The sequence below is a fragment of the Streptomyces sp. NPDC014801 genome, assembly GCF_043082085.1.
Lineage (GTDB): Bacteria > Actinomycetota > Actinomycetes > Streptomycetales > Streptomycetaceae > Streptomyces.
In genome coordinates this window covers 109,690-133,619 of the sequence record NZ_JBIBXG010000001.1, presented here as the reverse complement: position 1 = coordinate 133,619, position 23,930 = coordinate 109,690, and the positions used below count along the sequence as shown (strand labels likewise).

General features: G+C 68.7%; 20 protein-coding genes. 14 read left to right on the top strand and 6 right to left on the bottom strand.

Annotated features, from left to right (window positions below; all coding sequences use genetic code 11):
* Positions 1 to 47 precede the first annotated feature (47 nt).
* Complete coding sequence (locus tag ACF1AL_RS00615) at positions 48 to 911, top strand: LLM class F420-dependent oxidoreductase (RefSeq protein ID WP_391825233.1); 864 nt, start codon at positions 48 to 50, stop codon at positions 909 to 911.
* A 52-nt stretch (positions 912 to 963) separates the two neighbouring features.
* Here the strand turns inward: ACF1AL_RS00615 and ACF1AL_RS00610 are convergent, their stop codons facing one another.
* The 4 genes from ACF1AL_RS00610 to ACF1AL_RS00595 all read right to left on the bottom strand — a co-directional run bounded on the left by ACF1AL_RS00610 (position 964) and on the right by ACF1AL_RS00595 (position 4,185).
* The gene (locus ACF1AL_RS00610) at positions 964 to 1,821 is read right to left on the bottom strand and encodes a fumarylacetoacetate hydrolase family protein (RefSeq protein ID WP_391825232.1); all 858 of its coding nucleotides are present in this window, start codon (positions 1,819 to 1,821) and stop codon (positions 964 to 966) included.
* Between the two features lie 187 nt (positions 1,822 to 2,008).
* Entirely contained in the window at positions 2,009 to 2,725 is a 717-nt protein-coding gene (locus ACF1AL_RS00605) for a YidC/Oxa1 family membrane protein insertase (protein WP_391659922.1), read from the bottom strand.
* A gap of 476 nt (positions 2,726 to 3,201) precedes the next feature.
* Positions 3,202 to 3,510, bottom strand: a complete 309-nt coding sequence (locus tag ACF1AL_RS00600; RefSeq protein WP_384203598.1) for a DUF6412 domain-containing protein — start codon at positions 3,508 to 3,510, stop codon at positions 3,202 to 3,204.
* A gap of 141 nt (positions 3,511 to 3,651) precedes the next feature.
* A complete protein-coding gene (locus ACF1AL_RS00595) occupies positions 3,652 to 4,185 on the bottom strand; it encodes a winged helix-turn-helix transcriptional regulator (protein WP_391825231.1) in 534 nt (177 codons plus the stop codon).
* 207 nt (positions 4,186 to 4,392) lie between these two features.
* Between ACF1AL_RS00595 and ACF1AL_RS00590 the strand changes: the two genes are divergently transcribed.
* The 10 genes from ACF1AL_RS00590 to ACF1AL_RS00545 all read left to right on the top strand — a co-directional run bounded on the left by ACF1AL_RS00590 (position 4,393) and on the right by ACF1AL_RS00545 (position 18,712).
* Positions 4,393 to 5,859, top strand: a complete 1,467-nt coding sequence (locus ACF1AL_RS00590; RefSeq protein WP_391825230.1) for an MFS transporter — start codon at positions 4,393 to 4,395, stop codon at positions 5,857 to 5,859.
* Positions 5,860 to 6,215: 356 nt separating this feature from the next.
* On the top strand, positions 6,216 to 7,232 hold the full coding sequence (locus tag ACF1AL_RS00585; RefSeq protein WP_391818860.1) for an SEC-C domain-containing protein: 1,017 nt from the start codon (positions 6,216 to 6,218) through the stop codon (positions 7,230 to 7,232).
* Positions 7,233 to 7,674: 442 nt separating this feature from the next.
* A complete protein-coding gene (locus ACF1AL_RS00580) occupies positions 7,675 to 8,109 on the top strand; it encodes a very short patch repair endonuclease (protein ID WP_391825229.1) in 435 nt (144 codons plus the stop codon).
* A gap of 277 nt (positions 8,110 to 8,386) precedes the next feature.
* Positions 8,387 to 10,936: a Z1 domain-containing protein gene (locus ACF1AL_RS00575; protein WP_386915644.1), complete on the top strand. Its 2,550-nt coding sequence runs from the start codon at positions 8,387 to 8,389 to the stop codon at positions 10,934 to 10,936.
* Positions 10,933 to 11,961, top strand: coding sequence for a PD-(D/E)XK motif protein (locus tag ACF1AL_RS00570; protein ID WP_391825228.1), 1,029 nt, complete (start codon positions 10,933 to 10,935; stop codon positions 11,959 to 11,961). The genes ACF1AL_RS00575 and ACF1AL_RS00570 overlap by 4 nt, the downstream gene beginning before the upstream one ends.
* Positions 11,958 to 13,919, top strand: a complete 1,962-nt coding sequence (locus ACF1AL_RS00565; protein ID WP_391825227.1) for a hypothetical protein — start codon at positions 11,958 to 11,960, stop codon at positions 13,917 to 13,919. The genes ACF1AL_RS00570 and ACF1AL_RS00565 overlap by 4 nt, the downstream gene beginning before the upstream one ends.
* Positions 13,920 to 13,963: 44 nt before the next feature.
* Complete coding sequence (locus tag ACF1AL_RS00560) at positions 13,964 to 14,815, top strand: hypothetical protein (RefSeq protein ID WP_391825226.1); 852 nt, start codon at positions 13,964 to 13,966, stop codon at positions 14,813 to 14,815.
* Positions 14,812 to 16,632 (top strand): DUF6339 family protein, encoded by a 1,821-nt coding sequence (locus ACF1AL_RS00555; RefSeq protein WP_391825225.1) that lies wholly within the window; start codon positions 14,812 to 14,814, stop codon positions 16,630 to 16,632. Before ACF1AL_RS00560 ends, ACF1AL_RS00555 begins: the two co-directional genes overlap by 4 nt.
* Before the next feature lie 9 nt (positions 16,633 to 16,641).
* The gene (locus ACF1AL_RS00550) at positions 16,642 to 17,994 is read left to right on the top strand and encodes a DNA cytosine methyltransferase (protein ID WP_391825224.1); all 1,353 of its coding nucleotides are present in this window, start codon (positions 16,642 to 16,644) and stop codon (positions 17,992 to 17,994) included.
* Positions 17,995 to 18,058: 64 nt separating this feature from the next.
* Positions 18,059 to 18,712 carry an HAD family hydrolase gene (locus ACF1AL_RS00545; protein ID WP_391825223.1) on the top strand — a complete coding sequence of 218 codons (654 nt, stop codon included), beginning with the start codon at positions 18,059 to 18,061 and terminating at the stop codon, positions 18,710 to 18,712.
* On the opposite strand, the gene ACF1AL_RS00540 is transcribed toward ACF1AL_RS00545, so the two are convergent.
* Complete coding sequence (locus ACF1AL_RS00540) at positions 18,702 to 19,967, bottom strand: transcriptional regulator (RefSeq protein ID WP_391825222.1); 1,266 nt, start codon at positions 19,965 to 19,967, stop codon at positions 18,702 to 18,704. The two genes, ACF1AL_RS00545 and ACF1AL_RS00540, sit on opposite strands and share 11 nt — an antisense overlap.
* Positions 19,968 to 20,259: 292 nt before the next feature.
* Here ACF1AL_RS00540 and ACF1AL_RS00535 point away from each other — a divergent pair, with 292 nt between their 5' ends.
* Genes ACF1AL_RS00535 through tgmC form a run of 3 tightly spaced genes read left to right on the top strand, consistent with a single transcriptional unit; the run spans position 20,260 to position 23,125 of the window.
* Positions 20,260 to 20,943, top strand: coding sequence for a putative ATP-grasp-modified RiPP (locus tag ACF1AL_RS00535; RefSeq protein ID WP_391825221.1), 684 nt, complete (start codon positions 20,260 to 20,262; stop codon positions 20,941 to 20,943).
* 3 nt (positions 20,944 to 20,946) lie between these two features.
* A complete protein-coding gene (gene tgmB, locus ACF1AL_RS00530; protein WP_391825220.1) occupies positions 20,947 to 21,945 on the top strand; it encodes an ATP-grasp ribosomal peptide maturase in 999 nt (332 codons plus the stop codon).
* Complete coding sequence (gene tgmC / locus ACF1AL_RS00525) at positions 21,923 to 23,125, top strand: ATP-grasp peptide maturase system methyltransferase (protein WP_391825219.1); 1,203 nt, start codon at positions 21,923 to 21,925, stop codon at positions 23,123 to 23,125. The genes tgmB and tgmC overlap by 23 nt, the downstream gene beginning before the upstream one ends.
* Here tgmC and ACF1AL_RS00520 read toward each other — a convergent pair.
* Positions 23,111 to 23,905: an alpha/beta fold hydrolase gene (locus ACF1AL_RS00520; RefSeq protein WP_391825218.1), complete on the bottom strand. Its 795-nt coding sequence runs from the start codon at positions 23,903 to 23,905 to the stop codon at positions 23,111 to 23,113. The genes tgmC and ACF1AL_RS00520 overlap by 15 nt on opposite strands.
* Positions 23,906 to 23,930: the final 25 nt, after the last annotated feature.

Sequence of the window (23,930 nt, the reverse complement as noted above, 5' to 3'; positions counted from 1 at the left end):
GGACTGGCCGTAGACGTGATGATCACGCAGCCCGCCCGGAGGGACCCATGAGCACGGTGCAGGACAGGATCGGCCGGTACGGCATCTGGAGCGTGGGCCTGCGCTCGGACGACCCGAGCCGGCGCGGCGAACTGGCCGAGGCCGCGGCCGAGTTGGAGGACCTCGGCTACGGCGCCCTGTGGCTCGGCGGCAGCAGCGCCGTCGGGCACGCCGAGCCCCTGCTGGCGGCGACCGGGCGGATCACCGTCGGCACCAGCATCCAGAGCATCTGGCAGCACACGGCCGCCGACACCGCGGTCCGCTTCGCCGGGCTGGAGCGGGACCACGCCGGCCGCTTCCTGCTGGGCCTGGGCGTCAGCCACGCCAAGCTGGCCTCGCAGTACCGCAGGCCCCTCGCGGCCCTCGCCGCCTACCTCGACGAACTCGACGCGGCCGGGGTCCCCGCCGAGCGCCGCGTGCTCGCCGCGCTCGGCCCGAAGAACCTGGAGCTGGCCCGGGACCGCGCGGCCGGCGCGATCCCGTACCTGACGACGGTGGAGCACACCGCCGAGGCCCGCCGGACGCTCGGCGGCGCCGCGCTGCTCGCGCCGGAGCTGAAGGTCGTCCTGGAGACCGACCCGGCCCGCGCCCGCGAGCTGGCCCGCGGCGCCCTCGCCGTCTACCTGGGCCTGCCCAACTACACGAACACCTTCCTGCGCCTCGGCTTCACCGAGGACGACCTCGCCGGCGGCGGCAGCGACCGCCTCCTCGACGCGGTCTTCGCCTGGGGCGACGAGGACCGCATCCGTGAGCGCGTGGAGAGCTACCTCAAGGCGGGCGCCGACCACGTGGCGCTCCAGGTGGTGACGGGCCGCGACAGGGAGGACCTGCCGCGGGAGGAGTGGAGGCGCCTGGCTTCGCTGCTGGGGTGAGTGCGATTCCCGGGTCTTCCCGCCCCCAGGTTCCCCGGCCCCCGCAGCGCGCTCAGGCGTCCTTCAGCTCCTGACGCTGCCGCCCGAGCCCGGAGACCTCCAGCTCCACCACGTCCCCGGAGCGCAGATAGGGCTTCGGCTCGGGCTGCCCCATGGCGACCCCGGCGGGGGTCCCCGTGTTGATGACGTCGCCCGGGTACAGCGTCATGAACTGGCTGACGTACCGCACGACCTCCCCGACCGGGAAGATCTGCTCGGCCGTCGTCCCGTCCTGCTTCAGCTCGCCGTTGACCCACAGCTTCAGGGACAGCGCCTGCGGGTCGGGGACCTCGTCGGCGGTCACCAGCCACGGCCCGAGCGGGTTGAACGTCTCGCAGTTCTTGCCCTTGTCCCAGGTGCCGCCGCGCTCGATCTGGAACTCCCGCTCCGACACGTCGTGCGCCACCGCGTACCCGGCGACATGCGCGAGCCCCTCCTCGGCCGACCCCAGGTAGCGGGCGGTACGTCCGATGACGACCGCGAGTTCGACCTCCCAGTCGGTCTTGGTGGACCCGCGCGGGACGAGCACGGTGTCGTTCGGGCCGACGACCGTGTCCGGCGCCTTGAAGAAGACGACCGGCTCGGCGGGCGGCTCGGCGCCGGTCTCGCGGGCGTGGTCGTGGTAGTTCAGCCCGATGCACACGATCTTGCCGATGCGGCCCAGGGGCGGGCCGATACGCAGGCCGTCCGCGTCCAGCGCGGGCAGCTCACCGGCCTCGGCCGCCGCCCGGATCCGGCCGAGGGCCGCGTCGTCGGCGAGCAGCGCGCCGTCGATGTCCCCGACGAGCTCCGACAGGTCCCGCAGGATCCCGTCGGCGTCGAGCAGCGCCGGACGCTCGGCCCCCGCCGTACCGACTCGCAGCAGCTTCATATGGTCCTCACCATCTCCCTCGATCGCGGGCGCCCGGCCGATGGGTGCCGCCGGGTGCGGCCGAGGCTCGGCAGCCATCGGAGGACTTGGCCGATCCTCCAAGAGGGGGTTCCACTCCGCAAGACCCGGTTCACGTACTGGACCGTAGGGTGCGGTCCGGTTCGCACGGTCCGGTGCGCGCTCGCGCTCAGCGGTAGAGCACGGCACGTTCCACCGAGCTCCACGCCGTGCTGGTCACGACGTACAGCGCGGCGGCCAGCGGGACGACGGCGACCGTGACGAGGGTGAAGAAGGACATGAACGGCATGGCCTTGGTGACCGCGCCGAGCCCCGGCACCTGCCGGCCGTCCCCGGCCGCCGGCACCGGGCTGTTCTCGGCCATCGTGCGCCGGGTGCGCCGGAAGTTGACGACGGCGACGACGGTCACGACGGCGAACAGCGCCAGGTAGACGAGCCCGGCGCCGCCCAGCGGGCCGCCGTGCGCCAGGGCGTCCGCCCACCGGTCGCCGAGCGGCGCGGCGAGCAGCTCGTGGTCGAGCAGCCCGTTGGCCTCCCCGCCGATCGTGGTGTTCGAGAACAGGTGGTACAGCAGGAAGAACGCGGGCACCTGCAGCAGGCTGGGCAGGCAGCCGGACAGCGGGGAGACCTTCTCCTCGGCGTGCAGCTCCATCACGGCCTTCTGCAGCTTCTGCGGGTCCTTGGCGTGCTGCGTGCGCAGCTCGGCGATCCTCGGCTGGAGCGCGGCCCGGGCCTTCTGCCCGCGGGCGGCGGCCCGGGACAGCGGGTGGACCAGCAGCCGGACGAGCATCGTGAACAGCACGATCGCCGCGGCGGCCGCGGAGGCGTGGAACAGGGGCTGCAGCAGCTCGGCGAGCCGCTCGACGAGATGGGCGAAAACGGACATGGGTGAGTGGCCCTCCGGGGTCACGTCGTGCCGGAACGATGGGGATGGGTGCGCGGCGTGACGACGTACGCGGGGGGCTCCGCCGGTGGGTGGTCGCCGGGGCGGGGCGCGCCAGGGGGCAGCTCTGGGGTCGCCGGGTGGCAGCTCTGGGGTCGCCGGTGGCGGTGCCAGGGGTTGCCGGGTGGCGGGATGCCGGGGCGGGCCTGGGGTCGCCGGGTGGCGGGACGCCGGGGGACGACGGGCTGCCGCCGGGTGCCCTGAACGCCGGTGGGCGACAGGCCGCCCGGTGGCGGGACGCCGGTGGGCGACGGGCCGCCGGTGGCAGCGCGCCAAGGGGCGGCCGGGGTCGCCGTACGGCGGTGGTCACCGGTCGGCGCTGGTCACCGGACGGCGGTGGTCGCCGGCAGGCGGAGTCGCCGGGTGGCGGGGCGCCGAACGGCGAGCGGAGTCGCCGGCAGGCGGGTGGCGGGAGAGCCCTACGCGATGGTCGCCGGGAGGGCGTGGCCGGGTGCCCGGGGCCGGCGGCGGCCGGGCGCGTCGGGGTCGCGCTGGGGCAGGAAAGCCGTACGGCGGGCACGGTCGCGTATCGCCGTGCGCACCCGGGTGGGCGGCACGGTGGGCACGCTGCGCGCGGTGACCCAGGCGCACACCGCGAGCGCGGAGCCCGCGGCGGCGGTCGCGGCGAGGGCGACGGTGGCGGTGAGGCTGCCGGTGTCGAGCAGGGCGACCTGCAGGACGAGGAGCAGCAACGCGGCGGCGGGACGCAGCCTGGCCCAACCGTCCATCGGCGATCCCCCCCTCGTCGTACGACTCGCTTCTTCAAGTCGCTTCTTCAGGTCGCTTCTTCAAGCGGCCCGGCGGCCGTTGACACGGACCTGTGTCGACACAGACCTGCGGTGAAACAGACCTGCGTCCCTACAACCCGGTTATACAGGATCCGGTTCCAGGGGCTGCAGCAGCCTCCGGGGCCGGAGCAGGGCCCGGCTGACCGGATCCGCCGGGTCGCGGTCGAGTCCCGGCCCCGGCTCCATGACAACGTCCGTGACCGGCACGATGGTTCCGCAGTCGGGACATTCGCCGTACGGACCGACTTCCCGCGCGGTGCCGCAGGTCGCGTGCCGGAAGAGCCGCAGCGGCTGCTCGCCGTAGTGCTCGCGGCCCCACAGGCCGAGGGAGCGCAGGGTGGGCCACAGGGCGATGCCGCGCTCGGTGAGGACGTACTCGTCGCGCGGCGGCGACTGCTGGTAGCGGCGCTTGTCGAGGATCCCTTGCTCGGTGAGCGTCTGCAGGCGGCCGGCGAGGACGGCGCGCGGGATGCCGAGGTGGACGAGGAAGTCGTTGTAGCGCCGGACGCCGAAGAAGGCGTCGCGGATGACGAGCAGCGTCCACCGCTCGCCGACGACCTCCAGCGCGCGGGCGATGGAGCACTCCTGTGTCGCGTAGTCCTTGCCCAGTGCCATGAGGCCACTGTACCGATTTTTCCGCTCGTAGGTTCACTCACCGAACCTTGACTGTTAGGGTGGCCACAACGGGTAGGTTCAGTGACCGAACCAACCGCGCCGCAGTTCTCGTACCCGACCGCACGCGCCCTGAAGCCCTCGGACCCGGAGGCCCGCCGCAGGCCGGCGCACGGCCCGTGCCGGGACCGAACCGGAAAGGAACCGGCCATGCCCAGCCCCGACCCCACGGCTCAGGCCGCGACGGCCCCCGCGCCACCGCCCGCGACACCGGCACCGGCACCGGCACCGGCACCGGCCGTAACGGCCCCCGCCTCGTCCGCGCCCGAAACCCCGCCCCGCGACGCACCCGCCCGTCCGCGCGCGACCCTCGCCCTGACCAGCGCGGCGACGGCGATCGCGCTGATGACGTACACCGCGCCGATGGTGACGCTCCCCGACACGGCCGCCGACCTGCACACCCCGCTCTCCGCGCAGGCCTGGCTGCTCAACGGCACCCCGCTCGGCCTCGCCGCCCTCCTCCTGGTCGCCGGCAGCCTCGCCGACGACTACGGCCGCCGCCGGATCTTCACCGCCGGCACCCTGGCGCTCGGCCTCACCACGGCCCTGGGCGCGCTCACGACGTCCACATGGCTGTTCACGCTGGCCCGGGTGGCGCAGGGCGCGGCGAGCGCGGCGCTGCTGGCGAGCAGTCTGGGCCTGATCGTGCACGCGTTCCCGACGGCGCGGGGGCGGCTGCACGCGACGGGCGTGTGGGGGGCGTTCGTCTCCGGCGGCATCGCGGTCGGCCCGCTGGTCGCGGGCGCGCTGCCGAACTGGCGGGTGGCGTACGGCGTCCTCGGCGCGGCCGCGCTGGTGACGGCGGCGCTGTCGGCGCGCGCGCTGACGGAGTCGCGGGCCCCGCGGGGCGGGCGGCCGGACCTGCTCGGCGCGCTGACCTTCGGCCCGGCGCTGGTGTGCCTGGTCGCCGCCCTCACCCTGGGCCGGGACGGCTGGCTGCGCGCCCCGGTCGGCCTGTTGCTGCTGGCCACCGTCGCGCTGCTGGCACTCTTCGCCGTCGTGGAACGCCGTACGGCCACGCCCATGATCGACCTGGGTCTGCTGCGCCACCCGCGCTTCCTGGCGTCCTCGGCGGGCGGGCTGTTCACGGGCCTGGCGGTGATCGGCCTGTTCAGCTACCTCCCGGCGCTGCTGCAGCAGACGCTGGGGATGTCCGCGATGGCGACGGCGTGGCTGTTCCTGCTGTGGTCGGGCCTGTCCTTCGTCGTCGCGCTGCAGGCGCGGCGCCTGGCGGGCCGGGTGCCGCCGCGCCTGCAGCTGGCGGCGGGCTTCGTGCTGCACGCGGCGGCCGCGCTGACCATGCTCGGCGCGCTGTCGGCCGGCTCCTGGCCGCGCCTGCTGCCGGGACTGCTGGTCGGCGGGATCGGCAGCGGCCTGCTGAACGCCGCGCTGCCGCTGGTCGCGGTCGAGTCCGTCCCGCCGCAGCGCGCGGCGATGGGCTCCGGCGCCCAGCAGACGTTCCGCTACATCGGCTCGTGCGCCGGCGTGGCCCTCACGATCGCGCTGGCGACCTCGGCGGGCAGCCTGCCGGACGGCGCGGACGTGGCCCTGCTGGTATCGGCGGGCCTTGCGGCGGCCGGTGCGGTGGGCGTGGGGGTCTTGCGGGAGCGGGCCTGAGGACGGGTGCTGCGGGGCGGCGGAGGAATCCGGTGCGCTGGCGGGAGCGGGCCTGAGGGCGCGGGGCCGCGGGGCCGCGGGCCCGCGGAAGATCCCGGTGCCCTGGCGGGAGCGGGCCTGAGCGCGCGGGACCGCGAGGCGACGGAGGACCCGCGTGCCTTGCGGGAGCGGGCCTGAGCGCGCGGGGCCGCGAGGCGACGAGGGATCCCCGCGCCCTGCGGGAGCGGACCGGAGGCCGCAGGGCCGGGAGGCGACGGAGGAGCCGGGGGCGCAGGCCGCCCCGGGCTGCGGAGGTGCGGTGATACCGCCCGGCGGACCCCTCACTTTCGTCACCGCTGGGCAGTACGGTGTCCACCATGCGCTCCGACACGCCCGCCGAGAACGTCGACCACACCGCCGAAGCGGCACGCCTGGAGCGGACCGCCGGCCTGTACCCCGAGGACGCGGAAGCCCTGCTGCTGCGGGCCGCGGCCCACCTGGAACTCGCCGGCGACCGCCCCGCCGCGACGACCCTCTACGACCGCCTGCTGACGTCCGGGGAGACCCTGGAGAACCCCCACCTGGTCCGCGCCCTGAAGGCGTCCAACCTGTGGGAGTACGACCACGAGGCCGAGGCCCGCGCCATCATCGAGGGCATCCGCGTCGCCGCCCCGCGCGACCCGGCGCCGTGGGTGATCGTCGCGGAGGCCCTGGAGTCCCACGACGAGCTGGAAGCGGCGCAGGACACCTTCACGCAGGCCGCGCACCTGCTGCTCCCGCAGGACGCGGAACCCCCGTACGCCGCGCGCCCGCTGCTCTTCGGCCGCCACCGGGTGCGCCGCATGCTGGGCCTGCCGCACGACGACTGGGACACCCTGGCGGACACCCTGAACACGGCGACGGTCCCCCTGGACGAGCTCCACGACCCCAAGCGCGTGTGGTCCCTGGGCTCCTCGAACCCGGCGGAGCTCCAGGCGGAGATCTCCCGCCTCCAGGCGGAACTGGGCACGTACCGCGAGGCGCTGTCCCGCCCGTTCCCGGTGGCCATCCTGCACTGGCCGGCCGAGGAACTGGCCGAACTCGTCGCCGACTACCCGGCCCTCGCCGAGGAGTACCCCTCCTACGAGGCCCACCTGGCGACGACGGAGGCCTCGCTGCGGGAACTGTCCGCCTCCGGCACGGCCAACCTGGGCATCGTCACGGGCACGGTCCCCTCGTACGAGGCCTTCGCAGCCTCCGAGGGCACGACCCCCACAGACGCCACCCTCCTCCCCCAGTACGCCACCACCCTCGCAGCCCGAGGCCGAGCGATCCCGTGGCCCCCGGAACGGACGGCCCCGTGCTGGTGCGGCTCAGGCCGAACATACGGCGAGTGCCACGGCACCGACGTCTGACCCGCCCCCCGACGAGCAACAGGGCGGCGGAACAGCGCCTGTCGGACAACCAGCCCTGTCTGACCGCCGCCCCAGGGTGCCGGTGGCCGGCCGGAAAGAACCGCACCGGTCGAGCAGACGTAAGGGCCTCTTGTCGGCGCTTCCTGCAGTCGCCATGCCGACCCGGCGTGCATCCGAGACGCCGACGCGCCCCCATCCACCACCTCACTGACCCGACCAAGCCCCGCTCTCCCTGAGGCCGCTCGCTCGCTTCTCCCCCGCGCTGGAGCGGGCCGGGTCAAGGGTGGCCCGGAGGGCCATCGCCGAAGGCGACGCACAGCGTCCTTGGCGCGGTCCGCGGAAGCGCGACAATGCCCCGGAAGCGAGCGGCCTCACGGTGCCGGCAGTCACCGGTCGACGAGCTCCGTACCCAACACCGACGGTCCGCCGGCAAAATGCTTATGTGTCGCACGCCGTCCCTTCGTCCCCCGCCGTATCCGCCCGCATGAGCCGCCAGGCCTCCCGGGATACGGCGCCGGAGGTCGCGGTTCGAAAGCTGCTGCACGCTTCGGGGCTGCGCTACCGCGTCAACGTACCGGTGCCGGGCATGCCCCGCCGAACCATCGACATCGTCTTCTCCAAGGCGAAGATCGCCGTTTTTCTCGACGGCTGCTTCTGGCACGGCTGCCCCGAGCACGCGACGCACCCCAAGGCCAACGCGGCATGGTGGCGAGCCAAGCTCGACAAGAACATGGCTCGCGACACCGAGACGACCTCCCATCTGACCGCAGAAGGATGGACTGTGCTGCGCTTCTGGGAGCACGAATCCGTCGATGAGGTCGCCCACAAAATCGAAACTGTCGTCGCCTCCAGGCGCGCGACCGCCACAGACTCGTGACGCCAGAGACGGGAGACTCGACACCCATATGTCCACTTCTGTTGAACATCGGATTGGTTTATCCCGCCGGATAACGACACGAAAACCTCCCCCAGGGTGTCCAGCGAGGTTGTTGTTTCATCTACCAACGACTCTCGACACCGAATAATGTGTAGGAGTCGTGAACGACGGGGGGCCGGTCGGCGTCCCGTGCCGCTGACCCATGCGTCGACGCAGTCGGTCGCTGGAAGCTGCGGGCAGTTGACTGGACGAACGAGAGCGGGGGGCTGTCGACCCAATGACCGAAGATTTCGACGCCATGTACGAGACCTTCCAGGCGTTGCTGGAGTCCTTCCCTCCGTCGGAAGCGGTCAAGCGGCTGGAGTTGCTTGGTGTCGAGCAGCACGTGATTGAGAAAATCCGTGAGCGGCACGAGCAGCAAACCCTCCGCATCAAGGAACTCGAAGAGCCGCACGCGGTGGTTCTCGGCAACCGCGACACCTGGTACACCGGCCCTCAGGCCAAGGACAAGTGCTGGCCGGCGATCGCGAACCTGCTCCGCAAGGACGGATGGCCGGAAGAGCCCGCAATCCGTGACCTCGACGAGTCCTCCACCCGCGTGGTCTCCTTGCTCAACCATCCAAAGGAGAAGGCCTTCTCCACTCGAGGCCTGGTCGTCGGATACGTGCAGTCCGGTAAGACAACCAACTTCACCTCGGTGATGGCCAAGGCAGCCGACCGCGGCTACAAACTCTTCATCGTCCTGGCCGGCATCCACAACGGACTGCGACGCCAGACGCAAGCCCGTCTGGTGCAGCAGTTGGTGGAGCCCAACCCGTCACTGTGGTCGCAACTGACCGGCCTGGACAAAGACTTCACACCCCAGGAAAACCCTGCCGCGTACTTCGGCAAGAACAACAAGACCCACGTCCTGTGCGTGGTGAAGAAGAACGCGACCGTTCTCCGCAAGCTTGCTCGGTGGCTGAACCAGGCATCGGACTACCTCAAGGATTGCCCCGCCCTGATCATCGACGACGAGGCGGACCAGGCCACCGTGGCCACCAAGTCGATCAACCCCTTGATCCTCAGCCTCATGAGCAGCCTGCCACGGTCGGCCTACGTCGGATACACGGCGTCCCCGTTCGCCAACCTGCTTATCGACCCGAGTGCGGAAGACCTGTATCCGCGCGACTTCGTCGTCAACTTGCCCAAGCCCAATGGTCACTTCGGAACGGAGGTCCTCTTCGGGCGCTACGCCCTCGACGGCGAGGACGAAGACGACGTCGACGACGGCTACGACATGATCCGCTCGGTCCCGCTCGACGACGTGCCCTGCGTTCGTCCGGAGACGAAGGCCGACGTCGACGGGTTCGAGCCGGTCATCACCGACACTCTGCGCGGGGCGATCGAATACTTCTGGTTGGTGACGGCAGCCCGCCGTGTCCGTGGGACGGGAAACCCTCACAGCACGATGCTGATACACACCAGCGTCAACACGTCGGTCCACAACAGCTTCAAACGGCCGCTCGAGCACCTTCGGAATCGCACACTCGGCGCGCTCGACGACCAGACCGTTCTTGCACGTCTGCGCACTTTGTGGGATGAGGAGACCGCTCGTGTCCCTGCCGAGGACTTCGGTGAGACCAAGGTTTCATTCGACTCGCTTCTGACCGTGTTGCCCGGAGTGCTGCGCGACTGCCGCGTCATCATGGACAACTCCAGCAGCGAGGACCGCCTCGACTACGAGAGCGGCCCGGTGGTCGCGATCGCGGTCGGTGGCAACACACTGTCTCGAGGCTTGACTCTCGAAGGGCTCGCGGTCAGCTACTTCGTTCGCGCGGTTTCGGCGTACGACACTCTGCTGCAGATGGGACGCTGGTTCGGTTTCAGAAACGGGTATGCGGACCTTCCGCGGATCTGGATGACCGACGAGCTCGCGGAATGGTTCCGCCACCTCGCAACGGTCGAGACCGAGATGCGACGAGACATCGACCTCTACATGACCGAGGACGAAACCCCTCTCACGTTCGCCGTTCGCCTGCGCACCCATCCCGCCCTGCGGGTCACCGCCGCCGCCAAGATGCGTTCTGCTGTCACTGCGGCATCCTCGTACGGCGGCAGGCGCATTCAGACGCACTACTTCCGGACCGATGCAGAATGGTTGAGCGGCAACATCTCGGCCGCCAAGGCTCTGGTCGGGGCCTGCATCAAGAGTGCCGTGCGCCTGGAGGAACGTCCTGTCGAGGGTCGTTACGTGTTCCGTGACGTGCCGTACGGTGTAATCACCGACTTCTTGGCTTCCTACAAGTTCCACGACAAGTCGCCGGAGAACGACCCCGACCTGATAAGCGCGTACATCAGAAAGCGGGTCTCCGTGGCGGGTTCCCTGCGTCGCTGGAACGTGGCCATCGTCGGTAACCCTGCCGGAGAGCCATTCTCCTTCGCACCCAATGTCACGGTGGGACGCGCGGTTCGAGCTCGCCTCGACACCAACTCAGGGGCCGGGACTGTCGACATCAAGACTCTGATGAGCCGCCGTGACGCGGCTGTCGACTTGGACGGCGACACGGCAAAACTTAAGGAGGAGGACATCATGGCGGCCCGTCAAAAGCATCTTCCCAACACGGGTCTCCTCGTCCTGTACCCCATCGACAAAACGTCGGAGCCGAAGCCTCCCAAGAAGACGCGTAAGCCTTTGAACGCGGAGGAACACGTCATTGGTGTGGGCCTTGTCTTTCCGGAGCCGCAGCAACAGGACAGCACTGTGGAGAAATACATCTCCGCCGACCTGTCGGGTGTCCGCATCGAGGACGAAGACCTCAGCCTCCTCGAAGGTGAAGACGCGTGAGCAACGAGCCTCTTCGGACGGTCGTGGAGGAACTGTGGTCCGCCCTTGAAGCGCGGGCGACCACGGGTGAGCACCGTCTGCGCGTGGCCCACCTACCTGTCGTCACGAACGACGGTCCCCTGGCTGCGGCCGTGGACCACGAAGGCAATCGACACCTCCTGGTTCCCATGGACACGCATCGCAAGGTGCGCTCCGGTCTCGATGGTCCAGTGCTGCACTTGCGCAAGAGGCCGTTGGAGGACGAGGAGACCTATCAGACCTATGCGGACCTGGGTTGCCTGCGCGGGGACTTCAATGATCTCTTCACAGGTCTTTGCCTGGACGTCTTGAGCGCGGCCACGGAGCTGCCCGGCAACCCGGTCAAGGCCCTCTACCGAGTGTTGGACCGGTGGAAGGCACTCTTCCAGACGCACGGTCCGACTTTGGGCCCCGAGCAGCTCACCGGCCTTTTCGCCGAGTTGCTGCTTCTCAGCGAGCTTCTGAAACGAGATCCCAGCGCTCATCGCCTGTGGCTCGGCCCGAAGGGGCACCGTCACGACTTCTCAACCGGTAGCGCTGCCGTCGAGGTGAAGGCCGGAACTGAAAGCAGTGGCAGGAAAGCTCGTATACACGGGCTGGACCAGCTCGAAGTACCCGTGGACGGAAGCCTCTGCCTGGTGTGGTTTCGTCTGCACCGTCTGACGACGGCAACAGCCAATGGCCTCGGCTTCGTGGATCTGGTCGAGCGAGTGCTCGACCAGTGTGACGACGAAACGACGCTGCTGAGCCTTCTTGCGGAAACCGGCTACCGCCACTTTGAGGCCGACCGCTACCGCGAAACGCGCTTCGCAGTTGCCGAACAGACCTGGTACCAAGTGGGTCCCGACTTCCCCGGGCTCACACGAGGCGCGCTGGTTTCTGCGGGCGTTCCAGTCTCTGTCTTGGACGTGGAGTACACCATCGACCTCTCCGGGGACACTCCCGTACCGATGAGCCCGGACGAGGTGTCGCAGACGATCGACCACATGATCGAGGAGTCGGCGTGACGCAGCCCCGCTGGTACTCCCAGCCCTACCCGCCCGAAGGCGCGAGCGCTGCTGAAGGCATCCGCAATCAGCTAGGGCGCCCCGAGCTGGACCTGCTCACCATCCTGGTCCGCGAGTCGGCCCAGAACAGTTGGGACGCGCGTTCGGCTGGCTCGCTCCAACCGGTCGACTACGGCATTGACATGTGGACGGTGGGCCCCGCACACGCACCCGCCTGGAGGACGCTCCTCCTGGCCGGCGCTCCGACGAATGTTGATCGTTTCCCGCTCAACGACACCTTCAGGCGGGGGCCGATTCGGGTCCTGGCGGTCTCCGACCGGGGGACTCGCGGCCTCGGTGGTCCGACACGCGCCGACGCCGCAGTCGGGCCGGAGCGTGACTTCGTTTCGTTCATCCGTAACATCGGCGAGCCGCGGGACACGGCACTCGGCGGCGGCACCTACGGATTCGGCAAGGGAATCTTCTACTTGCTGTCCAAGGCCGGGACAGTATTGGTGCACTCCCGCTGTCGCACGCCGGAGGGCGGAATCGAGACTCGTCTCATCGGCTGTGCGCTGTGGAAGAGCTATGTGCCCGAGACCGGAGGCCGGTACACCGGCCGGCATTGGTGGGGTGACACCTCCGGGGACGTAGTCGAGCCGTTGGTCGGGCACGAAGCGGAAGCCGTGGCCCAGCGTCTGGGCCTGCGACCGTTCGCCGTTGACGAAACGGGAACGAGCGTGGTCGTCATCGACCCCAACCTCGACGAGATGGAACCTGCCGAAGCCGCCGACTATCTGGCGGACACCATCGCGTGGCATCTGTGGCCCAAGATGATCTCGTCGGATGGCAGGCCGCCCGCCATGCGCTTCTCGGTCACGTGCGACGGCATCGACCATCCCATACCCGACCCTCGTACGACGCGGCCTCTCAATATGTTCGTCGCGGCGTACGAGAGGATGACCGGTCCGCAGGGGCAGGACCTCGCCTGTTGGAAGCCGCGTAAACATCTGGGCCGACTGGGACTGGTCAAGCGAATAGTGCCACCACTCGAGCCGACGCGTGCCCAGCGCATGCTGAACATCGAGGACCTGATTCATCACGTGTGTCTGATGCGCCCGGCAGAGTTGGTCGTGACCTACCGCCCAGGTCCCAAACCGCCGAGCTCCAATCAGGGTTATGCAGGTGTCTTTCGGGCTGATGAATCCATGGACGAGGTCTATGCGAAGGCCGAGCCGCCCACTCACGACGCGTGGAACCGGCACTCACTCGATCGTCCGGAGAGCACGTATGTGCAGAGCACGTTTCGTCGCATCGACGAGGCGCTGAACGGTCTGCTGTCTCTGACGGGGAACGCCCGGCCCGGTTCCAGCAACGTCGCACTTGGTGCCGCCAGCTCTCTCTTCTCCGGGTTGGTCGGCGGTGCATGGGGAATCGGCGGAGCCACCGACTACTCGAAGCCCGGCAGCACTGCCACGCGACGGACGGTCAGCGACGACGTGGAGGAGGTCGTACCCGCCTCGCAAGGACATGGATTGACGGAACGGGGAACCGGCGCGCCCACGGGCGGGGCCAACGTCCACACGGCTGGCGGCGCCGGGGCGCTCACTGTTGCATCGGGCGATGGCTCAGTAACCCGCCGACGGCCACGTGTGCAATACGTCGGCGACCCGTATTACGACGACCGGGGAGACACCTCCGTGCTGGTCCAGGAGTTCCGACTGCCCACTCCCGGTCCTCAGCTGGTCCGCATCGACCTGGCCGTCACCCTGCCGGGTACGGGTGGCCGGGAGACAGACCCGCCCATCGGGGCGAGCATGCCAGAACTCGTCGGTTGGGAGGACGAGACGGGACTCCTGCACTCTGGTGACCCGTACGTGATCGAGGGCGGAGACTCGGTCTGGCGCGCCTTGGTGCGACCGGCCCCTGACACGATGACGGAGATCGGCATCAAGGTCGAGGCGGTGAAGGCGTCGTGAGCCGACGGGTTCTTCCGTATCGGTCTCCGGCCGAGGACGTCGTCATGGCCCAACCGTGGCGCCTGGTGATCGACGACATCGACATCGACCTTCCCGAGGCGCTGCCCGACTGGGACTACCAAATGGACCTGCACATACGCAGGGCCGTGCGCGTCGATCTCGACCGCGCCCGGCAGGAATCGGGCCTCCCGGCGGGCACGGTGCTCACGTTGGCAGCCGTGTGGACCGCCACCGGTTCCAATCTCAGCGGACCGGCTCAACAGGTCAGGTTGGCCGAAGCCGGCACGGCAACAGTCGAACTCGATGTGCGGCTGATCGGCGCCGATCTGGGCGGTCTCCTCCTTCTCGACACCGCGCTCCTGCTCGCCGAGCGCAGGACGGACGGTAGACCCTCCTCGCCCCGCCGAGCCGGGTCCGTACTGTGGAGCGACCGGGCGGCACTGCGCCTACAGGGGGACGCCCCACAGTTCCCCATGGCCGTGATCGACTTCGCGAAGACGTCGTTCCCGGACAGCGCGGCGTGGCATCTCCAGATCAGTGGGGGCCTCGAGAGCGCAACGATGGGCTCGCTGCTTCTGCTCGTCAACGAACACAACGTCGTCACCTCGACGGCCTTTCAGAATGCGGCGAAGCCACGCCCGATCGATCGGGTCGTGCTTTCCGCGGTCTACGCGGATGCCGCTCGCATCATGATCGAACATGCCCTGGCTCACGACGACTTCACCGAAGACGCCGACTTTCCCGAGGGTTCTCTGGGCGCGACCCTGCTGAGCCTGTTCGACCAGCTCTTTCCTGGCCAGTCGATCACTGACGTCCGGCTGCGCCACAGGCAGTCACCGGCCCTGTTCGCTTCAGATCTGCAAGCGGCCGTCAAAATCTTCGAGGTGTCTACATGAGCTTCCTTTACCCGCGGCTGCTCGCGGAACAGGCCGGCCCCCTCTTCGACGAGTACGGGAAATTGACCGTAGCCGAACTCTCCCAACGCGTCGCCCTGACTCACGAGTCATCGGTATACGTGGCCACCGGTGGCGATCGGGTGCCTCCCGACCGGTTGCGCGAACTCCGCGAAGGGGTTCTCGACCTTGCAAAACGCGCAGGATTCCCCGAGGAGTCGGACCGGACTCGCAATGCGGATTTCGACTTGCAAGTGGCCGCCATGCTCCATGGAGAAATGGGCATGGTCCCCGCAGAGGCGGCGTCAAGGGACGTCTGGGCGTTTCTTGCCCTGATCCTGCTGCCGGACGTCGCCTTCTGGCGTTATCCCAGCCCCCCGAAGGACCGGATCCTCGGTACGGATCTGACCCGCCATGTCTTCGGCCGGTTGTGGTGGCGTGCGCAACTCGTGCGCTCCCCCGGAGAAACGGAGCCCTACGAGGCACTCAAGATCCTCGGCGAGGCGGCGTTCGATCAGATCTACGCCCGGCGCGCGGCACTGGGCGGCAGTCCGCACTTGGTTCGCGCCATTCTGCGGGTCTGGAAGGACCTCGACCTCAGGGGACTCAACGAGCGCGACACACTCCGAGATTTCCTCAAGCGGCTCCTCCGCCTAGCGCCTTTCGTGATGTTCGACGGCGTCGACGAACGAGCTCTTGTCTGCGAGCTGCGTGCGGTGGCCCAGGAATCGATCGACGCTCAGCGCGGTGGCCCCTCGCCTTCCTCGACGCCGCCTGTGGAACCCTCTCGATCACAGAGCTCCTCGCCGGTGCGCGCAAGCAGGATCGGGGGCAACGCACGTCGTGCCGGAGCAGACCCTGACACTGAACGCCGGTTCAGGTCTCTCGAGATATGCGCCGGCGCCGGAGGGCAGGCACTCGGGCTCGAGCGTGCCGGATTCGACCCGGTGCTATTGATGGACAGCAAAGCCGATGCCTGCTTCACCATTGATCGGAATCGACCCCACTGGGACGTGGTGTGCATCGATGTCGTCGACTTCCGTGTGGACATGCGACCGGACGTGCTGGGCGTCGACCTTGTCAGCGGGGGGCTGCCTCGTGTGAAGTCGCCGGCCACTGTGGCCCGAGCCGAGGACACCACCGAGCGAATGGTGCTGCGTGCAGCGATCAGCCTGGCGTGCGAAGTCAAGCCCAAGGCAGTGCTCTTCGAAAATGTCCCAGATCTTGTCGAAAGTCCGGAGTTCGAATCAGATCGCGCCTGGATCGAAGGTGAATTGAGCAGAGTCGGCTTTCGTTCCACCTGGAAGGTGCTCAACGCGGCCGATTTCGGTGTACCGCAGAACCGGAGCAGCGGCTTCCTTGTGGCCCTGCAAGTGGCCTATTTCGCCGCATTCGCATGGCCTCTCCCCAGTGGCGACCCCGCGCCGACCGTGGGCCAGGTTCTCGGCACCTCCATGTCCTCTCGCGGTTGGCCCGGAGCGGAGCAATGGGTCAGGCTTGCAGATCGGGCTGCGCCGGCACTCGTTGGAGGTTCGGACCGTCGAGGAGGGGCCGATCTGGGCCCGACCGGCAGCAAGAAGGCCTGGGCCGCACTAGGGGTCAACGGAAACAGCCTGGCTGACGAGCCGCCCGGTGCCGACTTTCCTGCTGGTGACCACCCCAAGTTGACTGTCGAGCAGGCAGCGATGATCCAGGCCTTCCCCGCGGACTGGGAGTTCGCCGGTGGCAAGACGTCTCGATACCGTCAAGTGGGCCACGCGATGCCCCCGCCCTTGGCCACCGCTGTGGGACACGCCGTGGCAACCGCTCTGCGCAGCTAAGATCTAGCCATGCGTACGCCCCGTCCCGCTGCTTCTGAACCCATCACAGTCGTTGATCTCTTCAGCGGCTGTGGGGGCTTCACCCAGGGATTTCATGAGTTCCGTCCGGCGGACGCAGTCGACAACGTCCCCGTCTTCCGCAGCATCGCAGCCGTCGAGCACAACCAGGCTGCGGCGGCGACATACGCTGCGAACTTCGGAGAGCTCCGACCGGACGAGCGGCTTCCGTCGGCTCGCGTCCACGTCGGCGACATCGAGGCTTGGGAACCGACCGCAGAGGCCAGGGAGGCCGAGGTCGTCGTTGGAGGTCCGCCCTGCCAGGGTTTCTCGGCCCTGAACCGCCTCAAGAAGGGCAGTGAACGCAACCGGCTGTGGGAAGAGTACGTTCGTGTCGTCGCGGACATTCGACCCAAAGTCTTCGTCATCGAGAACGTCGACCGGTTCCTCAAGTCCGACGAGTTCGCAAACTTGCTGAGCGAGGTGGCACCCGGCGGGCGACTCGCCGATTACCAGCTCGTCGATCCGCCGGGCCACGTACCAACCGACAGCACGGAAGAAAAGACCAAGCGCTATCTGCTCAATTCTGCAGATTACGGTGCAAAACAGGCAAGACGCCGAGCCATCGTCATCGGTGTCCGCCGCGACGTCGACAACGGGCGCACGATGACGTATCCGGTCCGGACACACGTCCGGCGGCCCAGGAAGACCCTGTCGGTGCCCTCCCAGGTCCTCGACGGTTTGGATGCAGGCATCCAGTACTGGGAAGCAGTCGACACCATCTTCACCGAGTCGGCGCGTCGCGAGATCCGCGGGACTGAACTGCCGGACAGTAAGGAATTCATCCCCGAAGTCAACTCGGTCCTCCCTGGAATCTTCACCACAGGCGACCTGCACTTCCGACGCAACCCGGAGGCCCTTTCAAGGGCCCGCTATCGCGCCATCCCTGAAGGCGGAAACCGTAAGGACCTGCGGAACAAGTGGTACACGGTGGACGAGACCGGAAGAATTCGGCTCTTCGACACGCCGAACCCACCGGGTGTCAGGACGCGGGTCGACTACCTTTCCACGGAGAGCTGGGACAATCACAACACCGGTACCGGCGACGTCATGGGACGCCTTCGTCTCGGTGAGCCCTCCGTGACTATCCGGACCGAATTCTACAAACCGGAGAAGGGCCGTTACCTCCATCCGAGAGAGAATCGGCCGATCACTCACTTCGAGGCCGCCCGTATACAGGGTTTCCCTCTGGATTTCCGTTGGTGCGGGACCAAGACGGAGATCGCCACCCAGATCGGCAACGCCGTTCCCATTCCCCTCGGCAAGGCACTTGCAGCCGCGATTCACTCGTTCCTTCGGGGCTGAGCCTCGAGGACGGACAGTCGTACGGACAACGGGATGACTCGGCAGACTCCGATACTCTCCCTCCATGATTCACGCAGTCGTCTTCGACGTAGGTGAGTGTCTCGTGGACGAGACCCGGGAGTACGGCACTTGGGCCGACTGGCTCGGCGTCCCCCGGCACACCTTCCACGCGATGTTCGGGGCCGTGATCGCGCAGGGGCGGGACTACCGGGAGACATTCCAGGAGTTCAGTCCGGGTTTCGACCTGTACGAGGAGCGGGAGAAGCGGGCCGCCGCCGGGCAGCCGGAGACGTTCGGGGAAGAGGACCTGTACTCCGATGTCCGGCCTGCGCTGCGGCGGCTCCGGGACGACGGACTGTGGCTCGGCATCGCGGGCAACCAGACGGTGCGTGCCGGCCGGATCTTGCGAGAGCTGTTCGCGGACGACGTCGATCTGATCGGTACCTCGGATGACTGGGGGGCGAGCAAGCCGGACCCGGAGTTCTTCAAGCGGGTGGCCGACGCCGTCCCGTTCGACGCGGGCGAGATTCTGTACGTCGGAGACCGATGCGACAACGACATCCGCCCTGCCGGCGAGGCAGGGATGCACACCGCGCTTGTGCATCGCGGGCCCTGGGCCACGATTCAGTGGCACAGCGCGCAGGCCAGGGAGCTGCCGACCTTCCGTGTCGAGAGCCTCGCTGAACTGCCTGACCTGATCGGTGACTTCAACGGGTGAGAGCACTCACCGTGGTGCACCAGTTGTAGAGGCGGTCGTCGAGGTCGCGGACGCAGCGTTCGTGCTGGTGCGGAGCGAGGGCGCGGCGGACCTCCCGTACCCGGTCCATGCCGGTGGCGTACCAGGTCTCGGCCAGTTGGTCGAGGGCACGGCTCGCGTATCCGCAGGCCTCCTCCGGCCTGCCGGCCGCCGCCTCCACCGCCGCGAGGTCACCGTAGACCACGGAGCGCTGCTTGCCCTCCGACGGCATCAGCGCGTCAAGGGCGGACAACAGGGTCTCACGGGCCTGCGGGAGGTGGCCGGCGATCAGCTGTGTGTTGCCCTTGAAGGCGGCCAAGCGGGCCGGGGAGAACCAGTCCATCCACTCCGGTGACGGATGCTCCGTGCCGGCCGCCAGGACGTCCTCCGCGTGCCTGATCAAGTTGAGTGCCGTGCGGGTGTTGCCGCAGCGCGTCTCGCACTCGGCTTCCACCGCATCCAGCCACGCCAGGAATTCTGCCGAGGCAGCGGCACGGCGGGCGTAGGTGCGGGACGCGATCATGCGCTCCGCGACCGCCTCACGGTCGCCCACCCATCCCGGGACGAACGCCATGTGCGCGATGATCGCCGCGCCGAGCAGCGGGTCGTCCGCCTCCCCGGCGGCCTGCAGGGCCAGGACGAGCGTGTGGTTGGCCGTGTCGGGTTCGCTGAGGTCGAAGAACTCGATACGGCCCGCGAGGAGGTATGTCTCCGCGAGCGCCGTCGCGATCGTACGGCGGGTACCGTCAGCCGATTCGGGGAGCAGACCGCAACCGAGCGCCGCATGGGCGAGAACGGCGGGATGCAGCTGCGTCGGTGCCACCGACCAGTAGAGGCGGCGGTGGGATCGGGTCACTGCCAGATAGTCGACACCTGCGGTGGCCGGTTGCTGTGCGGTCGCCGCTCGCCCGAATGCCGCTGCCGGGACAGCAACGGTCGCGGTGCGCGCACGGGGTGAACGGCCGGGCCTCGGTCCCTCGACTCCCCAGGGAGGCGTGAAGCCCAGGTCTTCCATGCTCTGGCCGAGCAGGTGGACGAGGACGCGCTGGCAGTCCGGCTGCGGCCAGGGCGGATTGTCGGATTCCCACCGCCGGACCTGCCGGACCCCTACGGAGAGTCCCCGGATGCCCAGGTGCCTGGCGTGCTCGGTGAGCGCGTCGGCCAGATGCTGTTGCGAGTTGAAGCCGGCTGCCACGCGCGCGGCCTTGAGCCGGACGTTCCCTGCCGGTCGGGACACGGCACACCTCCTGATGACGGCTGCTCTCAACCCTCGCACAGGACGTCCGCTCTGCGTCGCCATTTCACGCCTACGAGGTCAACTCCGTCCTCTGCATGTCCCCTTGGGGTCCTCTGGAGGTCCTTGTAGGCGACAAGCCTGTGCTCGACGCTGAATGCCCTCACTGAATGCAGGAGCGACAGGAGGCACCCCTGTGTACACCCAGAGCGCTTTGAACAGGTCGATTGCGGAGTGGCTTGCCCGGGCCGACCCTGCACCGGAACAGGCCCGAAGGGAGTGGGAGACCCAGGGCGTGGCCTTGCTGCCCCTCGGCGAGCGGTTCGCAGCCGTACGCATGGCAGCCGAGGTCGTCCACGCCGGCGTGGGAAGCCAGCAGCACGCCGAAGTGGTGGTGGCGCTCGGCGCATTACTGGACGGAGCGGTCATCCATGACACCAGGTGCTCGGGCGGAACCTACTACGCCCTCATCCAGGCCCGTGCGGCACTCACCTGGCCCCACGACCGCGTCACCGGGTGCCTGGGCAGCGGCACCTATCTCGGCGTGCCGCGGCCCGACCGGCAGCAGCCTCCTGGAACGTACTGGGCGGTTCCGCCCCGCTACGAGGGCGACCTGTGCGCCCCGGAGTCCGTCGTCGCCCTCGTGAAGACCGGCCGGTCCCGGCTGGCCGAACCGCCCGGCCGTTACTCCGGCACCGGCGGGGAGGACGGCGTAAACGTGCCGGCCGGCCACGCACCGTGGGCCCTCCGTCTTGTGTCCGACCGGCTTCCGGTGTCTCCTCCCGCGTACGCCACCGTGGTACTGGACTCGGTCACCCAGACCGCCCGCTACACGGACGCGTCGGGTGACGTCGTGGAGATGGGGAAGCACGGCACGTCCCGCACGACCGGTACCGCCTCGGTGTCCGGTGGCGGCGACGGGCAGACGCCTCAGCCGCAGACGCAAGACGACAACACCACGGACTACGAGTCGGACTGACCAATGAACCCGACCGTACTCGTCCTCACATCGCTCGAGGACGTCACTGCCGACCGGGTCGTCGAGGCCCTGAACGCACGAGCGGTACCAGTCGTCCGCGCCGATCCGGCGGACATCGGGCGCGAGCTCGCCTTCGGGTTCCACATCGGACCGGGCAGGCGTCAATGGAGTGGATGGCTGCGGACGGCGACGCGGATGGTGGAACCCACTGAGATCGGTGCGGTCTACTGGCGACGGCCCACCCCCTATGCGTGTCGGTTCAGCCATCTGCCTGCCCAGCAGCGGGATTTCGCTTCCGCGGAGGCACGGCACGGGCTCGGTGGGGTGCTCAACAGCCTGAGCTCCGCTCTGTACGTCAATCATCCTCACGCGGTGACACGGGCCGACTTCAAGCCGACCCAGTTGCAAAGACTCACCGAGCTCGGGCTGCGGATTCCGCCGACCCTCATCACCAATGACATGGGGGCCGCACAAGACTTCGCCGACCGCCATGAGCGGGTGGTCTACAAGACGTTCCGCGGCCTGCCTCCGTGTGACAGCGGGCAGACCGGCGCCATTTGGACCCAGCGCATCGATCCCACAACCTTCGACGACTCGCTCAGGGCGACCGCGCACCTGTTCCAGGCCGAGATTCCCAAGACCTGTGACGTTCGGGTGACCGTCATCAGTGACCGAGTCTTCGCGCAGCGGATCACAACTCCGAACGGGGACCTCGACTGGCGTCGTGGTGACTGGAACGAACTCATCCAATCTCCCGTCACCGTGCCCGCCTCGATCGAAGGGGCGCTGCACGGCTATCTGGCCTCCTTCGGCCTCGTCTTCGGCTGCTTCGACTTCGCGATCACCGGGGAAGGGGAGGACTCCACGGACTGGTGGGCCATCGAGTGCAATCCGAACGGGCAGTGGGGATGGCTCCCGGACGCCCCCGCCATCGCCGAGGTGTTCGCCGACATCTTGACCCTGAAAGGAGGCGGGGACAGTGACCTTGCCCGCCGATCCTGAAACCGACGCGCTGCCCATGCGCGCGGCGATGACCAAGGCCCTGGCCCAGGAAGGTCTTCTGGACGACGCCGGCTGGCGGAGCGCAGTGGCCACCGTGCCCCGGCACCGCTTCGTGCCGTACTTCTACCTCCCCGCCGACGACCGGGGCGGGGATGGACTGACAGTCTGGGAGCCCATCACAGCGGATCGTGCCTACGGACGATGGCTCTCCGCCGCCTACTCCGACACGACGCTGGTCACACAGTTCGACGGCACCGAGCCCGACTGGCGGAACCCCGCCGTCCGTCACGGCGGGTCACCCACTTCCTCGTCCACGATGCCGTCGCTCGTCGTACGCATGTGGGTGGATGCCGAGGTGGAGGAGGGGCACACGGTACTGGAGATCGGCACCGGGACCGGCTACTCGACCGCGCTGGCCTGCGAACGTCTCGGCTCCTCGCACGTCACCAGCATCGAAGTCGACTCCCGACGGCTGGAGGCTGCTGCCGACACGCTGCACGACTGCGGGTACACGCCGACTCTGGCTGCCGCGGACGGGTTCCATGGGTACTGGCCGGAAGCCTGGTTCGACCGGATCGTCACCGCCTGTTCCTTCCGCAGGGTGCCTCCGGCTCTCGTGCAGCAGACCCGGCCCGACGGGAAGATCCTTCTCAATCTGTCCGGCTGGCTCTACGGCCATGCCCGTGTCCTGCTCACGGTCGCCGGAGACGGAAGCGCCGAAGGCCCACTGCTGCCGGGCACCATCTCGTTCATGTCCGCCCGGGCGCACGCGGCACCGGCATTCGGGAATCCCAGTGACTGGGCCGCGGGCCTCTGCCAGGGGCCACGCCGTGCCCGGCATGCTCCCGCGTTCATCACGGCTGCGACAACGGACGCCTTCCATCTCCGCTTCCTCGCCCAGGCTGCCGTTCCTGACGCCCAGTTGACCGTTCTCCATGGCGTCCACTACCTCATCGACGTCGTCAGCGGATCCGCCGCCGCATTGTCACCGTCCGGCGACGGGTGGGAGGTTCGCGAAGGCGGACCGGTGAGGCTGTGGGAGCGCGTTGAACGCGTCATTGACCTCTACCAGGCTGCAGGCCGGCCAGGGCCGGAGGAGTTCAGTCTTCGGGTCGACAGCGTGGGACGGCAATTCCTGCTGCACCCCCGGATGCCCGACCTCCCTCTACACGGACGGTGATCCGGCCATGAAGGCCACCATCGCCTCGTACACCGCCTCCGGTCGGTCCAGATGTACGTCGTGGCCTGCCCCTGCGATCACCTGCACCCGGGTGTCCGGGCGGCGGGATTGCATTTCCTCCGCCTCCTTGGGGCGCATCGTGCCCTTCTCGCCCCGTAGGAGCAGTGTCGGGCAGGTGATGTGGGACCAGTCCGGCCAGTAGTCGTTCGTGGACAGTTCCTGGATCGCCGCGAGGATCGTGTCTCGGGTGAAGCGGGGGTGGTAGCCGTCCTGGCGTTTTTCCAGGCCTCGGGACCAGGCCTCGTGGCCGAGGAAGGTGGTGGCCTCCGTGAGGGTGGGGAACGGGGTGGGCCAGCTGTCCAGCCAGGTGGCGATCTGGGTGGGGAGGGCCGGGTTCGGGCCCGCCGGGCCGGCCTCGATCAGGATCAGGTGGGAGACCAGGTCGGGGTGGCGGGCGGCCAGTTGGAGGGCTGTCAGGCCGCCCAGGGACTGTCCGAGCAGCGTGGCCGGGGGGACGCGGAGGTGGGTGAGCAGGGCCGCCGCGTCCGAGACCGCCGCCGCTCGGGTCATGTCGGACGGGGTGCGGGTGCTTGCGCCGTGGCCCCGGGCGTCGTAGCGGATCACGCGGTGGCCGTCGGCGAGCAGGCGTGGGGTCAGGTCGTCCCATTCGCCCAGGTGGCCTGCCAGGCCGTGCAGGAGGAGTACCGGCCCGGCCGTTCCGCCGGGGTCCTGGTCGTCGTAGGCGATGCGGGTGCCGTCGCGCGTCGTGAAGTGGTCCACGCGGGACAGTGTTGGCGGTGGCCCC